The sequence below is a fragment of the Streptomyces doebereineriae genome, assembly GCF_031845645.1.
GTDB lineage: Bacteria > Actinomycetota > Actinomycetes > Streptomycetales > Streptomycetaceae > Streptomyces > Streptomyces canus.
This window is the reverse complement of the sequence record NZ_JAVREZ010000026.1, coordinates 60,385-78,717: the sequence shown is the minus strand read 5'-3', so window position 1 is coordinate 78,717 and position 18,333 is coordinate 60,385. Positions and strand designations below refer to the sequence as shown.

The 18,333-nt window shown below is 70.1% G+C and carries 15 protein-coding genes and 3 pseudogenes; 3 read left to right on the top strand and 15 right to left on the bottom strand.

All coding sequences use genetic code 11. The features are described 5' to 3' along the window. Window positions 1-14: 14 nt before the first annotated feature. From RNB18_RS44925 to RNB18_RS44915, 3 genes and pseudogenes are all read right to left on the bottom strand, one after another. Entirely contained in the window at window positions 15-1,634 is a 1,620-nt protein-coding gene (locus tag RNB18_RS44925; protein WP_311719923.1) for a phytoene desaturase family protein, read from the bottom strand. Further along, window positions 1,627-2,124 (bottom strand): SRPBCC family protein, encoded by a 498-nt coding sequence (locus tag RNB18_RS44920; RefSeq protein WP_311719922.1) that lies wholly within the window; start codon window positions 2,122-2,124, stop codon window positions 1,627-1,629. Before RNB18_RS44920 ends, RNB18_RS44925 begins: the two co-directional genes overlap by 8 nt. Window positions 2,125-2,302: 178 nt before the next feature. Next, window positions 2,303-2,470 (bottom strand): annotated as a pseudogene (locus RNB18_RS44915) (isorenieratene synthase); the annotation flags it as partial. A gap of 29 nt (window positions 2,471-2,499) precedes the next feature. On the opposite strand from RNB18_RS44915, the gene RNB18_RS44910 reads away from it, so the two are divergent. The 3 genes from RNB18_RS44910 to RNB18_RS44900 are packed head-to-tail and all read left to right on the top strand — an operon-like array spanning window position 2,500 to window position 4,203. After that, complete coding sequence (locus tag RNB18_RS44910) at window positions 2,500-2,820, top strand: hypothetical protein (protein ID WP_311719921.1); 321 nt, start codon at window positions 2,500-2,502, stop codon at window positions 2,818-2,820. Next, window positions 2,801-3,943 (top strand): tetratricopeptide repeat protein, encoded by a 1,143-nt coding sequence (locus tag RNB18_RS44905; RefSeq protein ID WP_311719920.1) that lies wholly within the window; start codon window positions 2,801-2,803, stop codon window positions 3,941-3,943. Before RNB18_RS44910 ends, RNB18_RS44905 begins: the two co-directional genes overlap by 20 nt. Further along, window positions 3,919-4,203: a hypothetical protein gene (locus RNB18_RS44900; RefSeq protein WP_311719918.1), complete on the top strand. Its 285-nt coding sequence runs from the start codon at window positions 3,919-3,921 to the stop codon at window positions 4,201-4,203. Before RNB18_RS44905 ends, RNB18_RS44900 begins: the two co-directional genes overlap by 25 nt. Window positions 4,204-4,526: 323 nt before the next feature. On the opposite strand, the gene RNB18_RS44895 is transcribed toward RNB18_RS44900, so the two are convergent. The 12 genes and pseudogenes from RNB18_RS44895 to RNB18_RS44840 form a co-directional block, all read right to left on the bottom strand. After that, the gene (locus RNB18_RS44895; RefSeq protein WP_311719917.1) at window positions 4,527-6,647 is read right to left on the bottom strand and encodes a PQQ-dependent sugar dehydrogenase; all 2,121 of its coding nucleotides are present in this window, start codon (window positions 6,645-6,647) and stop codon (window positions 4,527-4,529) included. Window positions 6,648-6,851: 204 nt separating this feature from the next. Next, entirely contained in the window at window positions 6,852-8,015 is a 1,164-nt protein-coding gene (locus RNB18_RS44890; RefSeq protein WP_311719916.1) for a sugar phosphate isomerase/epimerase family protein, read from the bottom strand. Next, window positions 8,012-8,311, bottom strand: a pseudogene (locus RNB18_RS44885) (hypothetical protein); the annotation flags it as partial. The pseudogene RNB18_RS44885 and the gene RNB18_RS44890, both read right to left, overlap by 4 nt. An 8-nt stretch (window positions 8,312-8,319) precedes the next feature. Then, window positions 8,320-8,484: pseudogene (locus RNB18_RS44880) on the bottom strand (sugar phosphate isomerase/epimerase); the annotation flags it as partial. After that, window positions 8,481-8,693, bottom strand: coding sequence for a hypothetical protein (locus RNB18_RS44875; protein WP_311719915.1), 213 nt, complete (start codon window positions 8,691-8,693; stop codon window positions 8,481-8,483). The pseudogene RNB18_RS44880 and the gene RNB18_RS44875, both read right to left, overlap by 4 nt. Beyond that, window positions 8,690-9,841 (bottom strand): inositol-3-phosphate synthase, encoded by a 1,152-nt coding sequence (locus RNB18_RS44870; protein ID WP_311719914.1) that lies wholly within the window; start codon window positions 9,839-9,841, stop codon window positions 8,690-8,692. Before RNB18_RS44870 ends, RNB18_RS44875 begins: the two co-directional genes overlap by 4 nt. Before the next feature lie 494 nt (window positions 9,842-10,335). Further along, a complete protein-coding gene (locus RNB18_RS44865; protein ID WP_311719913.1) occupies window positions 10,336-11,343 on the bottom strand; it encodes a sugar phosphate isomerase/epimerase family protein in 1,008 nt (335 codons plus the stop codon). 32 nt (window positions 11,344-11,375) lie between these two features. After that, complete coding sequence (locus RNB18_RS44860; protein ID WP_311719912.1) at window positions 11,376-12,590, bottom strand: Gfo/Idh/MocA family protein; 1,215 nt, start codon at window positions 12,588-12,590, stop codon at window positions 11,376-11,378. A gap of 68 nt (window positions 12,591-12,658) precedes the next feature. Further along, complete coding sequence (locus RNB18_RS44855) at window positions 12,659-13,708, bottom strand: substrate-binding domain-containing protein (protein WP_311719911.1); 1,050 nt, start codon at window positions 13,706-13,708, stop codon at window positions 12,659-12,661. Between the two features lie 99 nt (window positions 13,709-13,807). Next, a complete protein-coding gene (locus tag RNB18_RS44850) occupies window positions 13,808-14,836 on the bottom strand; it encodes an ABC transporter permease (RefSeq protein WP_311719910.1) in 1,029 nt (342 codons plus the stop codon). Further along, entirely contained in the window at window positions 14,833-16,356 is a 1,524-nt protein-coding gene (locus RNB18_RS44845; RefSeq protein ID WP_311719909.1) for a sugar ABC transporter ATP-binding protein, read from the bottom strand. Before RNB18_RS44845 ends, RNB18_RS44850 begins: the two co-directional genes overlap by 4 nt. 406 nt (window positions 16,357-16,762) lie before the next feature. Next, complete coding sequence (locus tag RNB18_RS44840) at window positions 16,763-17,944, bottom strand: ROK family transcriptional regulator (RefSeq protein WP_311719908.1); 1,182 nt, start codon at window positions 17,942-17,944, stop codon at window positions 16,763-16,765. Between the last annotated feature and the right edge of the window lie 389 nt (window positions 17,945-18,333).

The following is an 18,333-nucleotide window of genomic DNA, read 5'->3' as shown; positions in this document are numbered from 1 at the left end:
GGTGCTCCTTGGCGTCAGCGGCTGGTTCCGGTGCGGTCGCGGCGGGTCAGCAGCCGTTGGGCGCGGGCCAGACCGGGTGGCCGGTGGCGGTGCAGTGCGGCCCGGGCGGCGTTGGCGCCTGGTGCGCCGTGGACGCCGCCGCCCGGGTGGGCCCCGGAGGAGGCCAGGAAGAGGCCGGGGACGGCGGTCTCGGGTCGCCCGGTGCCGGGGGCCGGGCGGAAGACGAGCTGCTGGTGGAGCGCGGTCGTGCCTCCGTTGATGGCGCCGCCGTGCAGATTGCCGTCGAGGGACTCGAGGGTGGGGGGCGCCAGGATGCGGCGGGCGCGGACCAGGGAGCGGAAGCCGGGCGCGAAGCGTTCCACCTGGCGTTCGACCCGGTCGGCCATGAGTTCCTGGTCCCTGGTGTCCCAGCGGCCGGTGATGCCCTCGTCGCCGGCGTCGGCGCCGATCTCGTGAGGGAGGTGGGTGTAGGCCCAGGCCGATTCGGTGCCCTGCGGGGAGCGGGTGGCGTCGGCGGTGGTCATCTGGCCGAACAGCAGGAAGGGCCGGTCCGGTACCTCCCGCATGGCGATCTGCGCGGCGAAACGAGTGAGCTCGTCCAGGCCGTCGGCGAGATGCACGGTGCCCGCCCGGGACGCCTGCTCGGCCTGCCAGGGCACCGGGCCGTCCAGCGCCCAGTCCACCTTGAAGGTGGCGAAGTCCCACTGGAACCGGCGCAGGTCCTCCTGAAGCTGCGCGGGCAGGTGCGCGGGGTCGAGGAGATCGCCGTACAGGGCGGGCACGGACACGTCCGCCAGCACCGCCCGGCGTGCCACCACCGCGTCGCCGACCGCCGTCCGTACGCCGACGGCCCGCCCGCCGCGGACGACGATCCGCTCGACGCGCTGCCCACAGCGGATCCGCCCGCCCTGAGCCTCCAGGCGTCGGGCCAGGGCATCGGTCAGGGCGCCGGAGCCGCCGACCGGGACGGGGAAGCCGTACGTCTGTCCCAGCATGCCCATCAGCCAGCCGAAGCCGCCGCTGCCCGCCGACTCGGGGGCGAGATCGGCGTGCAGGGCGTTGCCGGCCAGCAGCAGCCGGCCGCCCTGGCCGCGGAACTCCTCCTCGCCCATGCGGCGTACCGGCAGGACCAGGGTGCGTGCCATGCGGAGTCCGCCCGCGGCCCGCAGCCGCCGGGCCAGCCGTGCCGTCGCGCGCACGGGCGGGAAGGGGGTGAACAGGGCGTCCAGGATGTCGGGGCGCAGAGACTCCCATACGTGGTGCAGTCGCCGCCAGGCGGCCCCGTCGCCCGGTGCGAAGGCGTCGAGGGACGCGGCGGTGGTGTCGATGTCACGGTCCAGGAGGGCGCAGCTGCCGTCGGTGAGCGGGTGGGCGAGCACGCTGGGCGCGTGGCTCCAGCGCAGCCCGTACCGGTCCAGGCGCAGCGCGGCCAGGACCGGAGAGGCGGCCGCGAGCGGGTAGAAGGCACTGAAGACGTCGCTGACGTAGGCGGGATCGACGCCGTGGTCGTGGCGGACGGCACCGCCCGGCTCCGGCTGCTCCTCCAGCACCTCGACGCTCCACCCGGCGTCCGCGAGCAGGTTGGCGGCGACCAGGCCGTTGGGGCCCGCTCCGATCACCACGGCGTCAGGCATGCCCGGCTCCCGCCGCACCCTGCACCGACGCCTGTCGCGGAGCCTCGCGGGCCTCTCGCACCTCGTTCTCGCACAGCCGGGCGAGGCGGGCCAGCATGGTGCGGTGGCGCATCTGGATCAGCGCTTCGAAGCCGACGTTGTGCAGTCGGCCGCCCGCGCCCTGGAGGGGGTGCTCGTCGACGATCACGAGGCAGTGCTCGCCCCACGGCCGCAGTTCGATCGCGATGCGTGCGGTGCCCAGCGGTCCGGCGTGGGCCTCCAGCTCCAGGCCCACGCCTTCCTCGCAGCGGCGTACGACCGTCTCGTTGACCAGCTTGAGCGGGCCGAGCGGGACCTGGAAGCGGATCGCCGCGTCCTTGTGCGGCCACTGCCCGCGAACCGGCTCGGAATGGGAGGTTCCCACCACCCACTCCGCGTACCGGTGGCCGTCGGCGAGGACGGCCCACACAGCGCTCGGGCTGACTTTGATCAGACGGTGGCGAACGGCCACGGATACCTCCAACGGACTGCCTGGACCGGGTTGTCTGTCGGGCGTGCCCCGAGTGCCCCGAGCTGGACGAGTCCAACCGGCGCCCTCGGACCAGGCTTCCTGACGTGGTTTCGCCTGCTCGGATATGTGATCGCCCGGCGCTCGGCTCACCCAGGGCCCGGATCATCCTCGGGGAGGGGCGGGCCAGGCCCCTCAGGAGTCGGTTGCGGCCGCGGTCGGGCACGGTCCACAGGGGGTGGCCGCGTACTCCCCATGACTGCGGCAGTGCGTTGGCGGCGAGGAGTCCGCGGGTGGCGGCCCGCTCCAGCAGGGCGACGGGCAGCTCGGTGCCGACCAGGTCGCCATGATCGGCCGGACGGAGCCCTGGAGGACCGCTTGTCCTTCGCCGCCCCGCAGGAGGCCAGGCAGGGCTGCCGGACCACCGCGCACAAGGACGGCCGGGCGGCGCAGAACCGCGTGGCCGCGGCCGACGCCGAGTGGGAACGAGACCATCGGCTCCTCACCACCGCGGTGGCCCTGGAACAGAACCGGTTCGCGGACACGGGTCCCGAACTCACCGGCTGGATACAAGAGTTCCGGTCCGGGCAGCCGGCCGCACTGCCCAAGGCCCGGGAGCTGATCCGGGCCCGGGAGCTCACTCGGCTCAATGTCAGTGGTCGCTCGTACGCTCGGGACCGTGAACATCGACGATCTTGAATGGCAGTCACGGACACTCGGCGGAATATCTCCTCGCCTGGTCACCATGCTGGTGGAGCGGGGGGAGGTGGAGCTACTGGTTCAGGCCGCGTCGGAGCGAGGGGAATGGTTCTGCGCCCGGGCGGCGGCTCGCGAGCTGTCCCGGGCGGGCGAGGTCGAGCGGGCCCTGGGCGTGCTGGAGCCGTTCATCGAGGCCGGGTGGAATCGGGCGTGCTGGGAGAGGGCCGAGGTCCTGTTGGAGGCGGGGAGGGTGCAGCAGGCACTGGACTCCGTCCGCCCGGACCAGGAAGGCCTTGCCTCGGAGCGGGTGTGCTACGACTTCGCAAAGCTGCTGGCCAAGGCGGGGAGGCTGGACGAGGCGATCATCGTACTCACGCCGCATCTGGACCGGGAGTGGATCCTGTCCGCCCTCGTCGAGCTCACCGAGCGCCAAGACCGTGACGAGCAGGTCCTTCAGCTGATCGCGCCCCGAGCTCAGCGGGCTCGAAGCGCACGCGGCGAGGAGCGATGGAACTTCAGCCCCAGCAACGCGCAAGACCTCCAAGCCCAGGTCCTGGAGCGCGCAGGCCGCGTCGACGAGGCCGTACGGATTCTCGGGGCAGACATCGCAGCCGGGCACGTCGTGGTTCAGAACACTCTGATCGCTTACGCCGAGCTCCTGTCGCGCCACGGGCGTCTGGAGGAACTACGCGTGCTGGGCACCGGCGAGCGTGCGGACGAGACGCTTGCGTACTATGCGCGGGCTCTCGAAGACGACGGACAGGCAGATGAGGCCGAGGCCGTGCTGCGGCGTTACATCGCAGCCGCCGAGCATCCGGACCGGTTCCGCTGGCCCCTGATCGAACTGCTGGCCCGCCAAGGCCGGATCGAGGAAGCCGTCGAGGTGGGCCGCCCGACGTTCGACTACCACGACGCCTGCCTCTTCGACGGCGTCATCCACCGCTGCACGAGGCCGGATGGCTGGACGACGCCCTGGCGCTCCTCGACGAGCGCAGTGCTGAATTCGTCGAGGAACACCCATCCTGGTTCAGCTCGAACCGGATCTGGCTGCTGGGCGAGGCCGGCCGGCACGAGGAGGCCCTCGCCTACGCCGAGACGGTGCCGCCTGAGACGTACGGCCTGACGGTCGACAAGGCGCGGATCCTGGAAGAGACGGGGCGCCTCGAGGAGGCTCTCATCCTGCTGCGGGCGGACACCGAACTGCGGTCATCGGAAGTGCCCGAGTTCCTCATCCGGCATGGCCGCGTCGCCGAAGCCCTTGCCGGAATGCCCTCCCTCGCCGAACTCCACGCGGCCGGCCGACGGCGGAACGCGGCCATGTATGCCGGGCGTGGCCCCAACAACCCTTCCTGGACGGCTTCCAGCTTCTCATCAGCCGGATGAGTCCGCCGTTTCGGCTGCCTCGTTGGAACTTGGCGTCAGGAGGTCTGGAAGACAGGGCCCTCGCCGAACGGCTGTGCGTCGGCGGCACCGGTATCCTCGCCTTCTTCACCCCGACCGGCGGTCGGCACCCGGATTGCAGACGGCGGACTGCCCTGGCAGGTACGGCACCTCGTCTTCCACCGCAGTGTCGCCGACTTCCACCATGGCTGCCATGACGGGCCGGATCACGATCGCCCTGTGCACCGCCGGCACCGGTCGCGGTGTCTTCGCGCGACAACGGGGCGCCCCGAAGTGGCGCCCCGTCGCGGTGTCGTCGTCTCCGGTCAGTCCTCCGGTGTCAGGGCGACCTCGGCGCTGCCCGAGAGGGACGGGAGGCCGTCCGGGGGCGTGTCGGTGTAGGTGGCGTTGAAGACCGCCTTGAGGTTGTCCGAACCGGAGTGACCGCCGTCCACGAAGGTCTTGAAGGATCCGGAGCAGCCATTGCTCGTCGACAGCGGGTGTCCGTGCGAGTCGTGGCCCAGGATGAACGAGACGCTGACCTTCGCGCAGTCCACCGGCTGGTCGTCGGTGACGGTGACCTGCCAGGTGACCGTGTCACCCCAGTGGAACGCGGTGCCGCCGTGCGGGGCCGGGTCGGTGGTGAGCGAGACGACCGGCGCCTTGTTGCCGACGACGACGGGAACGGACGCGGAGGCCGAACGCCCCGTGCTGTCGGTGACCTTCAGCGTGGCGTCGTAGACGCCGTTCTTGGTGAACGTGTGCTTGGGGTTCGCCTCTCTGGAGTCGACCGTGCCGTCGGCGTCGAAGTCCCAGGCGTAGCGGATGGCGTCGCCGTCGGCGTCCTTCGTGCCGGCGCTGGAGAACTGGACGGTGAGCGGGCTGGTGCCGTTGACCAGGTCCGCGGCGACCTTGGGCTCCGGGGTGCGGTTGCCCCGGGTGAAGTCGATGCGGGAGAGCTGGGCCTCGGGCAGCTCCGCGAAGTACCCGGTGCCGTACTCCAGGACGTACAGCGCGCCGTCGGGGCCGAACTCGGAGTCGATCGGGCCGTCCGTGGTGATCGTGGGGACGGCGTCCTCGATCTTGAGAACCTGGTTCTGCTTGCCGAGGGTGATGGCCTTCATCTGATCACGGGTCCACTCGTAGAAGAGCGGCTTGCCGTCGAAGTACTGGGGCCAGCGGTTCTGGGCCTTGTTGCGCTTGTCGTACTGGTACACCGGGCCGCCCATGGGGCCGATGCCGCCCGTGCCGAGCTCCGGGAACTCCTCGGACGCTCCGTAGCCGTACACGATCTCCGCGTCGGTGACCGGCGGCAGCTCGCTGCGGCCGGTGTTGTGACGCGAGTCGTTGACGGGCTTGGCGCAGTTGAAGGCGCCGCTCGACTTCTGGGTGGCGAAGTCGTAGTCCTGGTACGGCATGTCCTGGGTCACGCAGAAGGGCCAGCCGTAGTTCGCGGGGCGGTCGATGACCATCCAGCGCCCCTGGCCGGCGGGGCCGCGGTTGGGGTCGGCCTTCTGGGCGTCGGGCGAGTAGTCGCCGACGTAGACCTCGCCGGTCTTGTCGTCGACCCCGAAGCGGAACGGGTTGCGCAGACCCATGGCGTAGATCTCGGGACGGGTCTTCGCGGTGCCCGGCGCGAAGAGGTTGCCACGCGGTATCTGGTATCCGCCGCCGGGCTTGACCTGGATGCGCAGCACCTTGCCGCGCAGGTCGTTGGTGTTGCCCGCGGTGCGTCGCGCGTCGTAGGCCGGGTTGCGGTCGGGGCGGTCGTCGAGCGGGGCGTAGCCGTCGGAGGAGAACGGGTTGGAGTCGTCGCCGGTCGACAGGAACAGGTTGCCCTTGCGGTCGAAGTCGATCTTGCCGCCGACATGGCAGCAGAGGCCGCGGTCGGCCGGTACGTCGATGACCTTCTGCTCGGTGGCCAAGTCGAGCTTGTTGCCCGCGAGTTTGAACCGCGACAGGCGGGTGACGCCCTTGTACTTGGCGAAGTCCTCGGCCGTGCCGGACTGGGGTGCGTCCCCTTCGTTGACTCCCGGCGTGGCCGGGTCGTCCATGGGGGTGGCGAGGCGGGGCGAATAGTAGAGGTAGACCCAGTGGTTCTTGGCGAAGCCGGGATCGACGGCGATGCCCTGTACGCCTTCTTCGTCGTGCTGGTAGAGCCCTGCGGGGCCCTTCTTCATGTCGGCGGCAAGGAAGTTCACACCGCTCTTGGGGTCGTGGATGCGGACCTCTCCCGTGCGCGCCGTGTGCAGCACCCGCCGGTCGGGAAGGACGGCGAGTGCCATGGGCTCGCCCGGGCGGTCGTTGAGGGTGACCTTCTGGAAGTCCGACGAAGCCGGCGGTGCGGGGTCCGGTTTGGCGGCCTGCGCTGGGGAGAGGGGCAGCAGCCCGACGGCTCCTGCCAACGCAGCCGCCCCCACGAGGGTGACGATCCGTCTGTTGCGCATTCAGAACTCCTTTGGTCTGGCCGGCGGGTGAAAAGCCAGGCGGAATGCGTGAGTTGGACGCTAGGGCGCCCACTTTCAACTCGTCAAGGACAAAGTTTCAATAATCTCAAGGAAAGTTTGTCCTGTTGCTTCCAGACTTTTCGGGCATGCCCGGGGACCCGCCCGACGCCAGGACGCCGGGCGGGCACCGCGGATGACGCTCCGTCAGTGGCGGGCGCGCAGGGCCGCGAGGTTGTCGTAGCCGATGCGGGCGAAGTCCAGGGACTGGCCGGGAACGGTCGTACTGGGTGCGTTGTCCTGCTCGACCATCGGGTTGCGGTAGTTCTTCGCCCCCACCCGGGTGAAGAACCGCCGGTAGTCGATGTCACCCGTGCCGAACGGCACCATGTCGTAGCCCAGGCCGCTCTGGAGGTTGACCACACCGTCCTTGGCGTGGAAGAGCGGGAAACGGGTGCTGTTGCACTCCACGAGTGCGGCCGGGTCGAAGACCCGCTCGCGCTGTGAGCCGTCGTGGGCGGTGTACGTGTGGAACTTGTACTGGGCCACGTGCGCCCAGAAGACGTCCAGCTCCAGATAGACGCTCTTGCGGTCCGTCACCTTCAGGAAGTACTCCAGCTTCCGGATGCCGGAGCTGCGGGTCGGCCGACCCTGGGAATCGAGCGGGCCACCGTCGAGCAGGAAGTCGTAGGCGCTGTCGTGGTTGTGGGTGTAGAGCTTGATGCCCCCGCGGCACGCGATGGCGCCCAGGGTGTTCCACTTCTGCGCGGCGACGTCCCAGTCGGCCCGGTAGGGGGTGTTGGTGGGGTCGGCGCCGGTCCCCATGTGCTCCATGCCGAGGATGTTGGCGATCTCCAGCCAGCGCTTGAACGTGTCCCTGTCGGCCGGCGTCAGCGGCCAGGACGGCGGGATGTAGCCGTGGCTGCCCTGCGCCCGCAGCCCGTACTCGTCGAGCCAGGAGCGCAGCAGCTTCGCGCCCTGGACCGTGCCCAGATCGGCGCCACCGAGCGCGTTGGCGTGCTGGCCGTACCCGGCGAACTCCACCTGGCGATAGCCGAAGCGCGACAGCTGCTTGAACACCTCACGGAAGCCGGAGGGAAGGTCGGAGGCCAGCGGGTCGCGGCCGATGGCGTCCCGGACGGTGTAGAGAATGATGCCGCGCTTGTGCGGCGGCACCAGGGCGGAACGGCCACGGTCATCGCCGGCGGCTTCCGATCTGTTCTGCGCCAGGGCGGGCGCGGCGCCGAAGACCGGGGCTGCGATCGCCGCCCCGGTGACGGCCGTGCAGGTGCTGAGGAAGCGGCGGCGGCTGACGCCGAGTGTGCGACGCAGGGCGTCGCCGGTGACGGCTTCGTCGTTGAACGCGGTCACAGTGGTTCTCTCTTTCGTCGTCGCAGTGCTGCGGGTACGCGACGGCTTTCGCCTCCGGCGAGGCCGGCGAGCCGCAGCAGAAGGGACTTCACTTCGGTGGCCGCTCCACGGCCGGATACTGCGCGGGGGGTGGAGACCAGGACGAGCGCACGGTCGTCGTCGCTCGTGGGGAGGCGGCAGTGGCTGCCGCGAACAGGTGACGGGTCAAGGGGCACGACCGCCGTACGGCAACGCAGGCGGTGCTTCTTGCGGGTCGGCGCGGTGGCTGCCTGGACCTTGGGGCAGGGGCCGAGCGGAAGAAACAACGGGCCGCCAGATCGGAGGCGAGCAGGTCGACGTGCGTGTGGTCGAGCGTGAGCCCGACGCCGTCCTGGCCCAGGTCCGCGAGCAGGCCGAGGGCCTCGTCGAGACGCACGCCGGTCACGCCGTGGGTGCCGTGACCTCGGCGGAGTCGTCGGCGGCCGCTCATGTGGGGCTCACCTTCCGTGCGAGCGCGCGGGCCATGGGTGCGAGCCCCAGCACGGCCGGCGGGGTGAGGCTCGCACCGGATCGGGCGGCGTGCCCGTCGCCCGCGTCCCGCGCGAAGGCCCGCGGGGTTCTGGCGTCGCCGGGCCGGGTGGACTTGTGGGTGCGTACCGCCGCGGGTGGGGCGAGGGTGGCCAGGCGAGAGCGGATCACCGCGACTCCCGCAGGCCGTCGGCGAACGACAGCAGCGCGGTGAACTGCTCCGAGAGACCCGACGGGCCCCCGTCGGGGTCCTTGAAGTAGAAGCCCAGCTCCGTGAGCGGGCCGGACAGGCCCGCCTCGTGAGCGCGGGCGACCAGGCGGGCCAGATCCAGCACGAGCGGTGCGGCCAGGGCCGAGTCGCAGCCCTGCCAGATGGTCTGCAGGATCATGCGCGAGCCGAGGAAGCCCTCGAAGGCGATGTGGTCCCAGGCGGTCTTCCAGTCGCCGAGCACCGGTACGTCGTCGATGTGGACCTCGCCCTGCGGTGTGTGCCCGAGGGTCTCGGTCAGGACGCGTTCCTTGCCGGCGTTCTTCGCCGCGGCCGCGCCCGGATCGGCCAGGGCCGCCCCGTCACCGCCGCCCAGCAGATTGGTGCCGGACCAGGCTCGCACCTCGAGGGCGCGCTGGACGAACATCGGGGCGAGCACGGCTCGCAACAGGGTCTGGCCGGTCTTGCCGTCACGGCCCGCGTGGGGCAGTGCGGCGGCCGCGGCGGCATCCGTGAGGGCCGGGGTGCGCAAACCGGTGGACGGCGTGAAGTTGACGTAGGGGCAGCCGGCTCGCACGGCGGCGGCCGCGTAGAGGGAGCTGGGTGGCAGTCGTACGGCGTCGGGCGCGGGCAGCGGCTCGGTGGAGGAGAGGTTGACGACGACCACCCGTGCCAGTGCGTTGCGCATGCGGAACGAGGTGAGGTCGGCCGCGAAGTCCACGATGAGCTCCTCGTCGCTTCGGGCATCGCCCGGGAGCGGGCCGCCGAGCCGTATCTCCTCGTCCGCGGCCTGAAGTTCGGCGCGCACGGCAGGGCCGAGCCCGTGCGGCAGGACGCCCCCGTCGGTGAGGTGTTCGGCCCGCTTGGGCAGCGGACAGTGGGCGGTGTCATGGCCGCCGAAGACGAGTGAGGACAGGGGCGGCAGGCCTGTGTTGTCGAAGGGTGCGGTCTCGGTGACCATGCCGGTCGGCGGCCGCAGTCGGGCGGTGACCGCCGCGCATCCGGCGACGGCGGTGGTGGCGACCGATCCGCGGGCTCCGACGAACCAGACACCGGTGCGTGCGGTCCGCCCGCCGGTCTGGGGCTCCGATGCGTTCCCGTCGTGGTTCACGGGCTGCCTCCCTGCCATGTCGAGGTTCCGATGTGGTTGGAGGACGGAGGGCAGGGGCTCCAGGGCCTCCCGCCCACCGTCGGCATTGGGACGGCTTTGGCCGCGGCCCGGAGAGCTACTCCGCGATGCGCGCGGTTGCGGCGTGCGAGGGGGCGGCAAGGGGCCGCCGCTGAGAAATGCGCGGTGCCTGAGGGTTCTTGGCCCTGCGCTGTGCAGGGCCGTCCTCGGTTGGTCGGTCGAACGAAGGGTGCGCCATACGGCCTTGATGCGCCGTCAGTCCCGAACCGCTGTGTGGTGCCTGTGCACGAAGTGGACCGTAGCCCCGTTCGTCCTCGACCGGAACCCCTTGCGCAGCGAAACAACGAACTTCTTCCAGATTCAGGACAAAGCCGTTTTCGGGCAGCCCGGATGGACCCGGCGCCTCTCCCGCTACAGTTCGTCAGCACTCCCACCGGGAGTGGGCGGTGCCGGCTTCCGCCTCCTGCTGCGAAGCGCTAGTTCTCGCCACTTCCGAAGGCAGCGTCGAATGAGGCCGACGGCGGCTCGAAGTCGTACGCCTTGAGTCGGGTCAGTGCCTCCGGTGCGCCCTGGAGCCGGTCCATGCCGGCGTCCTCCCACTCGACCGAGATCGGGCCCTGGTAGTCGATGGAGCGCAGCATGCGGAAGACGTCCTCCCAGGGGACGTCGCCGTGGCCGGCGGAGACGAAGTCCCAGCCGCGGCGCGGGTCGCCCCAGGGCAGGTGGGAGCCGAGGCGGCCGTTGCGGCCGTCGAGACGCTTGCGGGCTTCCTTGCAGTCGACGTGGTAGATCCGGTCGCGGAAGTCGTAGAGGAAGTTGACCGGGTCGAGGTCCTGCCACACGAAGTGGGAGGGGTCGAAGTTGAGGCCGAAGGCAGCCCGCCCGCCGACTGCCTCCACCGCGCGCTGGGTTGTCCAGTAGTCGTAGGCGATCTCGCTCGGGTGGACCTCGTGGGCGAACCGCACGCCCTCCGCGTCGAAGACGTCCAGGATCGGGTTCCAGCGCTCGGCGAAGTCCTCGTAACCGCGGTCGATCATCGACTCGGGGGCGGGCGGGAACATGGCGACCAGATGCCAGATGGCGGAGCCGGTGAAGCCGATGACGGTGTCGACGCCGAAGGCACGTGCGGCGCGCGCGGTGTCCTTCATACGGTTCGCGGCCCGCTGCCGGACCCCTTCCGCCTCGCCGTCGCCCCACACCTCGCCCGGCAGGATGGCCTGGTGGCGTTCGTCGATGATGGCGTCGCAGACGGCCTGGCCGACCAGGTGGTTGGAGACCGCCCAGCACTTGAGGCCGTACTTGTCGAGCAGCGCGTGCCGGGAGTCCAGGTACGACGGGTCCGCGAGCGCCTTGTCGACCTCGAAGTGGTCGCCCCAGCAGGCGAGTTCGAGCCCGTCGTAGCCGAAGTCGCGGGCGAGACGGCAGACCTCCTCCAACGGCAGATCGGCCCACTGACCGGTGAACAGGGTGAACGGGCGTGCCATGGTGCCTCCGAGCGGGGTTCCTTGCCGGATCTCTACCGGACTTCGGCCGCGACGGCCTGGACAGGGGTGTAGACGGAGTTCTTCTGCGCGCTCTCCTCCACCGCGGCGAGCACCCGCTGGACCTGCAGACCGTCGGCGAACGACGGCCTCGGGTCGGTGCCGGACGCGATGGCCTCGACGAGGTCGCGGGCCTGGTGGACGAAGGTGTGCTCGTAGCCGAGCACGTGGCCGGGCGGCCACCAACCCTCCAGGTAGGGGTGTTCGGCCTCGGTGACGACGATCCTGCGGAACCCCGCCGTGGCGGCGGGCTCCCGATGGTCGTGGAAGGACAGCTCGTTGAGCCGCTCCAGGTCGAACGCGAGCGAACCGAACTCACCGTTGATCTCCAGACGCAGGGCGTTCTTGCGCCCTGACGCCATCCGGGTCGCCTCGAACGTGGCGAGCGCTCCCGAGGCGAGCCGGCCCGTGAAGACGGCCGCGTCGTCGACCGTCACCGGCCCGCGCCGGGGGCCGCCGGATGCCGTCAGGCCGGAGGACGCACCGTCGAGACGGGGGCGTTCCTTGACGAACGTCTCCATCTGGGCGGAGACGCCGACCAGGACTTCACCCGCCAGGTACTGGGCAAGGTCGACGATGTGCGCGCCGAGGTCGCCGAGCGCCCCCGATCCGGCGTGCTCCCGCTGCAGCCGCCACGTCAGCGGGAAGTCGGGGTCGACCAGCCAGTCCTGCAAATAGCTGACCCGTACGTGGCGCAGCGTGCCGAGCCTGCCGTCCGCGATGAGGCCGCGCGCGAAGGTGAGGGCCGGCACGCGCCGGTAGTTGAAACCCACCATGGCCAACTGCCCGCGCGAGCGGGCCGCTTCGGCGGCTGCGACCATGGCCTCCGCCTCGGCGACCGAATTGGCCAGCGGCTTCTCGCATAGCACGTGCTTGCCCGCCTCCAGCGCCGCGATCGCGATCTCCGCATGACTGTCGCCCGGTGTGCAGATGTCGACGAGTTGCACGTCGTCGCGGGCTATGAGGGCGCGCCAGTCGGTCTCCACAGCGGCCCAGCCGTGCTTGTCGGCCGCTGCCCGCACACCGTGCGCGTCGCGGCCGGCGATCGCGGCCAGGACCGGCCGCAGCGGCAGGTCGAACACGTGCCCTACGGTGCGCCACCCTTGTGAGTGCGCGGCGCCCATGAACGCGTAGCCGACCATCCCCACGCCGAGTGTCGGCGGTGCGGTCCGACTGTCCCGCTGTTCCATACGGATTCCTTCTCGTCGGAGTGTCACTGAATCGTCGTGGTGTGCGCGGGGCCCGCGGCCCGGTCCGGTCAGATGAAGCCGGTCGGCAGGTACTGGTCGACGTTGTCCTTGGTGACCACGGCCGAGTAGAGGGTCAGCGAGGACGGGATCTCGAACTCGGCGAGGCCGCCTATGCCCTTGGACTGGCCGAGCGCCCGGGCGAGATCGATGGCGGAGGCGGCCATGGTCGGCGGGTACAGGACGGTCGCCTTCAGCACGCTGTTGCCTGCCTTGATGGCGTCCATCGCGGACTTGGCGCCCGCGCCGCCGACCATCAGGAAGTCGTCGCGGCCGGCCTGGTCGATGGCGCGCAGCGCGCCCACGCCCTGGTCGTCGTCGTGATTCCACAGCGCGTCGAAGCTCGACTGGGCCTGCAGCAGTTGTGCCATCTTGGCCTGCCCGGACTCGACCGTGAAGTCGGCCGCCTGGCGGGCCACCTTGCGGATGTTGGGGTAGTTCTTCAGGGCGTCGTCGAAGCCCTTGGTGCGCTGCTGGGTCAGTTCGAGGTTGTCGAGGCCGGCGAGTTCGACGACCTTGGCGTTCTTCTTGCCCTTGAGCTGTTCGCCGATGTAGTGCCCGGCGTTGAGGCCCATGCCGTAGTTGTCGCCGCCGATCCAGCAGCGGTACGCCTGCGGGGAGGCGAACACGCGGTCCAGGTTGACGACGGGGATACCCGCCCTCATGGCCTGCAGGCCGACCTGGGTGAGCGCCTTGCCGTCGGCCGGCAGGATGACCAGTACGTCGACCTTCTTGTTGATCAGAGTCTGGACCTGACCGATCTGCTGGGCGGTGTCGTTGGAGCCCTCGGTGATCTCCAGCGTGACGTCCGCGTACTTCTTCGCACGGGACTTGGCGTTGGAGTTGATGGCGTTGAGCCAGCCGTGGTCGGCCTGCGGTCCGGCGAAGCCGATGGTGACGGCCTTGCCCGGCTTGTCGTCCGCGACCGGGGCGGCCTTGTCCGCGGCCTGTTCCTGGTCCTTGGGCTCGTTGCTGGTACAGGCCGTCAGCAGCGCGCCGGCGGAAACGGCGGCGGTGCCGAACAGCAGTGCTCTGCGGCTGGTGGCGGCGGTTCTTGCCATGGCGGATCGACCCTTCGGCTGGGCGGGTGTGCGTCGGATGGAGAAGGTGGGGTGCCGGACGGCGGTGTCAGGGGCCGCCGTCCGGCGTGCTGCACGGTGTCAGGTGTCGCCGTGCAGCGAGCGGCGCTGGACCAGGACGGCGGCGACGATGATGGCGCCCTTCGCGATCTGCTGGACAGCGGTCTCGAGGTTGTTCAGAGCGAAGATGTTGGTGATCGTGGTGAAGACCAGAACGCCGAGGACGGAACCGATGATGGTGCCGCGGCCGCCGCTGAGCAGGGTGCCGCCGATGATCGCCGCGGCGATGGCGTCCAGCTCGTAGAGGTTGCCGTTGGTGTTCTGACCCGAGCCGGCGAGCACGATCAGCATGAACGCGGCGATCCCGCAGCACAGCCCGGACAGCAGGTACAGGTACAGACGCTGGCGGCGCACGTCGATACCGGCGAGGCGGGCTGCTTCCGCGTTGCCGCCGACCGCGACGGTGCGGCGGCCGAAGGTGGTGCGGTTGAGCACCAGCCAGCCGATGACGGTGACCGCGGCGAAGATCAGGACAAGGGGCGGGATGCCGAGGATGTAGGAGTCCCTGGCACCGAGATCGAGCACCGATTCGACGCTCACGATCTGCGTGCTGCCGTCCGTGATCTGCAGCGCGAGGCCCCGGGCGGAGGCGAGCATGGCCAGCGTCGCGATGAACGGCACCATCCTGCCGTAGGCGATCAGCAGACCGTTCACGAGACCACAGCCCACACCGACGATCACCGCGGTGAAGAGGATGCCCGCGAAGCCGAACTCCTGTGTGGCCACGGTCGTCGCCCACACCGAGGCGAGCGCCACGATCGCGCCGACCGACAGGTCGATGCCGCCGCTGGTGATGACGAACGTCATACCGACGGTGACGACGCCGATCACGGACGCCTGGGTGAGGACGAGCTGCAGATTGCTCGTCGCGAGGAACTCGTCGGGTGCGGTGATCCCACCGACCGCCACGAGGACGGCGAGGACTCCGAGCAACGACAGAGTGCGCACGTCCCACCGCGGACCCGATCGACGCGAACTCTGCTGCTCCCCCTCGGACTTGGCGGCGGACGTCGGCGCATCCTCGTGCGCCGCAGTGGTCGGCTGCGTCATGGCGTCGGGCTCCCTTCCATCACAAGATCAAGTACGCGGTGCTCGTCGAGCTCCCGGGCGTCCGCCGTGTGCACGACGCTGCCTTCGCGGAGCACCAGCACCCGGTCGGCGAGCCCCAGGACCTCGGGCACCTCACTGGACACGAGAAGTACGGCCAGGCCCTCGTCGGCCAGCCGGCGAATCACTGCGTAGAGCTCCGCCCGGGCGCCGATGTCGACACCCCTGGTCGGCTCGTCCAGCAACAGCACCTTGCAGCCTCGCAACAGCCAGCGTGCGAGCACGGCTTTCTGCTGGTTGCCGCCGGACAGGGTCCTGATCGCGGCGTCGGGATTGTCCGGCCGCAGGGACAGTTCCCGCACCGCCCGGTGCGTCGCGGCGCGCTCGGTACGCCGGTCGAGCCAGCCCGCGCGGGCGAACCGGGACAGCGTGGAGATCGAGACGTTGCTGCTGACGGACTCCAGCATCAGCAGGCCCTGCGCCTTGCGTTCCTCGGGCGCGAGACCGATGCCGGCGCTGACGGCGGCGCGAACACTTCCGGGACGCAGGGGTGTGCCGTCGACGAGGACACGGCCTTCGTCGGGCTTGCGAGCACCGTAGATCGTCTCCAGGATCTCGCTGCGCCCGGAACCGACGAGCCCGGCCAGACCGACGATCTCACCGGGCCGCAGCTCCAGATCGACAGGGGCGAACTCCCCTTGCCTGGACAGCCCTTCGACCTTCAGCACGGGCTCTCGCTCCGCGGCGAACCCGGCCTTGGGCCGCTCGGGGAAGACGTACTCCACGTTCCGCCCGGTCATCAGGGCCACGACCTCACGGGTCGGTGTGGACTTGGCAGGCAGGCCGCCCGCGACCGACCGGCCCTCCTTCAGTACCGTGACCCGGTCACCGATGCGCCGGATCTCCTCAAGACGGTGGGAGATGTAGATGACGGCAACGCCGTCGGCCGTCAGATCACCCACGATCCTGAACAGGTTGTCCACCTCTTCGGGGTCGAGCGCCGCCGACGGCTCGTCCATCACGATCAACCGAACCTCGTGGGACAGCGCGCGGGCCATCGAGACGATCTGCTGCTGCGCCGCGGACAGGTCACCGACGAGCCGCGTCGGATCGATCTCCGAGTGCCCCAGACGTTTCAGCAGCTCCGCGGTCGCCGTACGGGCGGCGGAGCCACGCACCACGAACCCGGCCGACGTGGGCTCATGTCCGAGAAAGACGTTCTCCGCGACGGACAGCCCCTCGATCAGATCGAGTTCCTGGTAGATGGTGGCAATGCCCAGACGCATGGCGGCGATCGGCGACCCCAGCGTCACGGGCTCACCCCGCCAGGTGATCTCACCACTGTCCGGCTGGTGAGCCCCGGCGAGCACTTTGATCAAAGTGGACTTGCCGGCCCCGTTCTGGCCGAGCAGGCAGTGGACCTCGCCGGCCTGGACCTCGAGATCCACGCCGTCCAGGGCGCGAACCCCCGGGAACGACTTGGTGATACCGGACATGGTGAGCAGGGGTGGTTGTGGTGCCATGAGGAATCCCCTCGGCGGATACGGGCCGTGAGTGGGCAGGGCTGGGCTGGATGTCTCGGTTACGTGGGCGGCCATGGGAGCCCTGGCGTCGTGTGCGCCGGGCGGGCACAGAGGCTGAGAAGGGCAGGGCAGATTCGATCGCCCGGCAAACAAGCAGGGGGTGACGGCCGCCGACGCTTCATGGGCGGATACGGCGGTGCTGTGGCTGTTGCGGTGACGCTACGGGTGCGCCGGTGCCGCCTCCGCCGATGTTGCCGGGACGTCACGGGGTTTCCGCAGCGCACCGGGTGTGCGGGATCGCCAAGGAGGTTGCGCTGACGCTTGGTGGCGGCGGCGCTTGGTTGGTGGCGCCACCTGGTTGCACTGGGGCGCGTGGTGATCCGCTGCCGACGGGGTCGGGCAGTGGTCAGGCCGGTGAGAAGACGTGGTCGCTGATGAGCCGGGCCGCGCCGATGGCTCCGGCAGTTGGCCCCAACTCCCCCAGCACGATCGGCAGGTTGCCCGTGGCCAGCGGCAACGACTGCCGGTACACCTGGGTCCGGACGCTGGCCAGCAACGTGTGCCCGAGCCCGGTCACGCCGCCACCGATCACCACCAGTCCCGGATTGAAGAAACTGACGAGCCCTGCGATGACCTGCCCCAGGCGTTTTCCGCCCTCGCGGATCAGCTCCAGAGCCACCGGGTCCCCGGCCGCCGCTGCAGCCGACACGTCCTCGGCCGTCAGACGTCCGGCTGACTCCAACCGGGCGGCGAGGTGTGCCGAGCGGCCCTCACGGGCGGCCTGCTCCGCGTCACCGGCCAGCGCGGCACCGCTGAAGTGGGCTTCCAGGCAGCCCCGGTTGCCGCACACGCACGCGCGGCCTTCCGGTTCCACCTGGATATGACCGATGTCGCCGGCACTGCCTGTGGTCCCCCGGTAGACCTCACCACCGACGACGATGCCGCAGCCGATGCCGGTACCGATCTTGACGCAGAGGTAGTCACCGACTGAGCGTGCGACGCCCGCGTGCATCTCCCCCATCGCCATCAGGTTCACGTCGTTGTCGACCATGACCGGACAGCCGAGTTCCTGACTGAGCGCCTCCCGTACGGGAAAGCCGTCCCAGCCCGGCATGATCGGCGGAGCCACCGGAACACCCTCGGGGAAGCGGACCGGCCCCGGGACGCCGATGCCGGCGCCGTCGAAACCCTCCGCGAGCCCCGAGGCCCGCAACTTCGCCGCCATCGCCAGGACTTGCTCGAAGACCGCGACCGGGCCCTCGCGGACGTCCATCGGATGATTCAGCTGCCCCAGGACCTCCAACTCCGCATTCGTCACGGCGACATCAATCGACGTGGCACCGATGTCGACGCCGAGGAAACGCAGCGTCGGCGCGAGCCGGATGTTGTGCGACCGGCGGCCGCCCCGGGACGGGGCCAGCCCGTCCGCGACGACCAGCCCCGTCTCCAGCAGTCGGTCGACCTCGACTGCCAGCTTCGAACGGGACAGGTCCACCAGATCGCCCAGCTGGGCACGGGAGTTGGACCCGTTGTCACGCAGCAGACGAAGCAGTCGCGCCTGATGGGTGTTCTCAGGTCGAGCAGTCATCCGTCTCACGATCCCTCCCCTCACCCACGACTGGGTCCCGGACGCCTGTATCCGCCGACTGCGTCGTCAGGCTGTCGGAGAGGAACGTAACAACGATTTTCCAGACTGGGAAGTACTTGTGCAGCAGTCAGGCCTTCTTTTTCCACCCACAGGACAAAGTGTGGTGGCCTCCGAGAGCGCTGCGGGGGCCTACGAGGCCAAGGAGAGGACAAAGGCCGTTTCGGCGGTCCCATCCGGTCGCGATCGCACCACCGCACATGGTCGCCAACCTGCCGCTCGACGACTTCTTGCAGATCCGCGCTGCGGGCGCGGCCCCGGACTGGTGGCAGGCGGCCGGCGCCTCAGCCTGTTGGCCCGGTCGATGAGAGAGGCATCCGCGACCTGCGAAC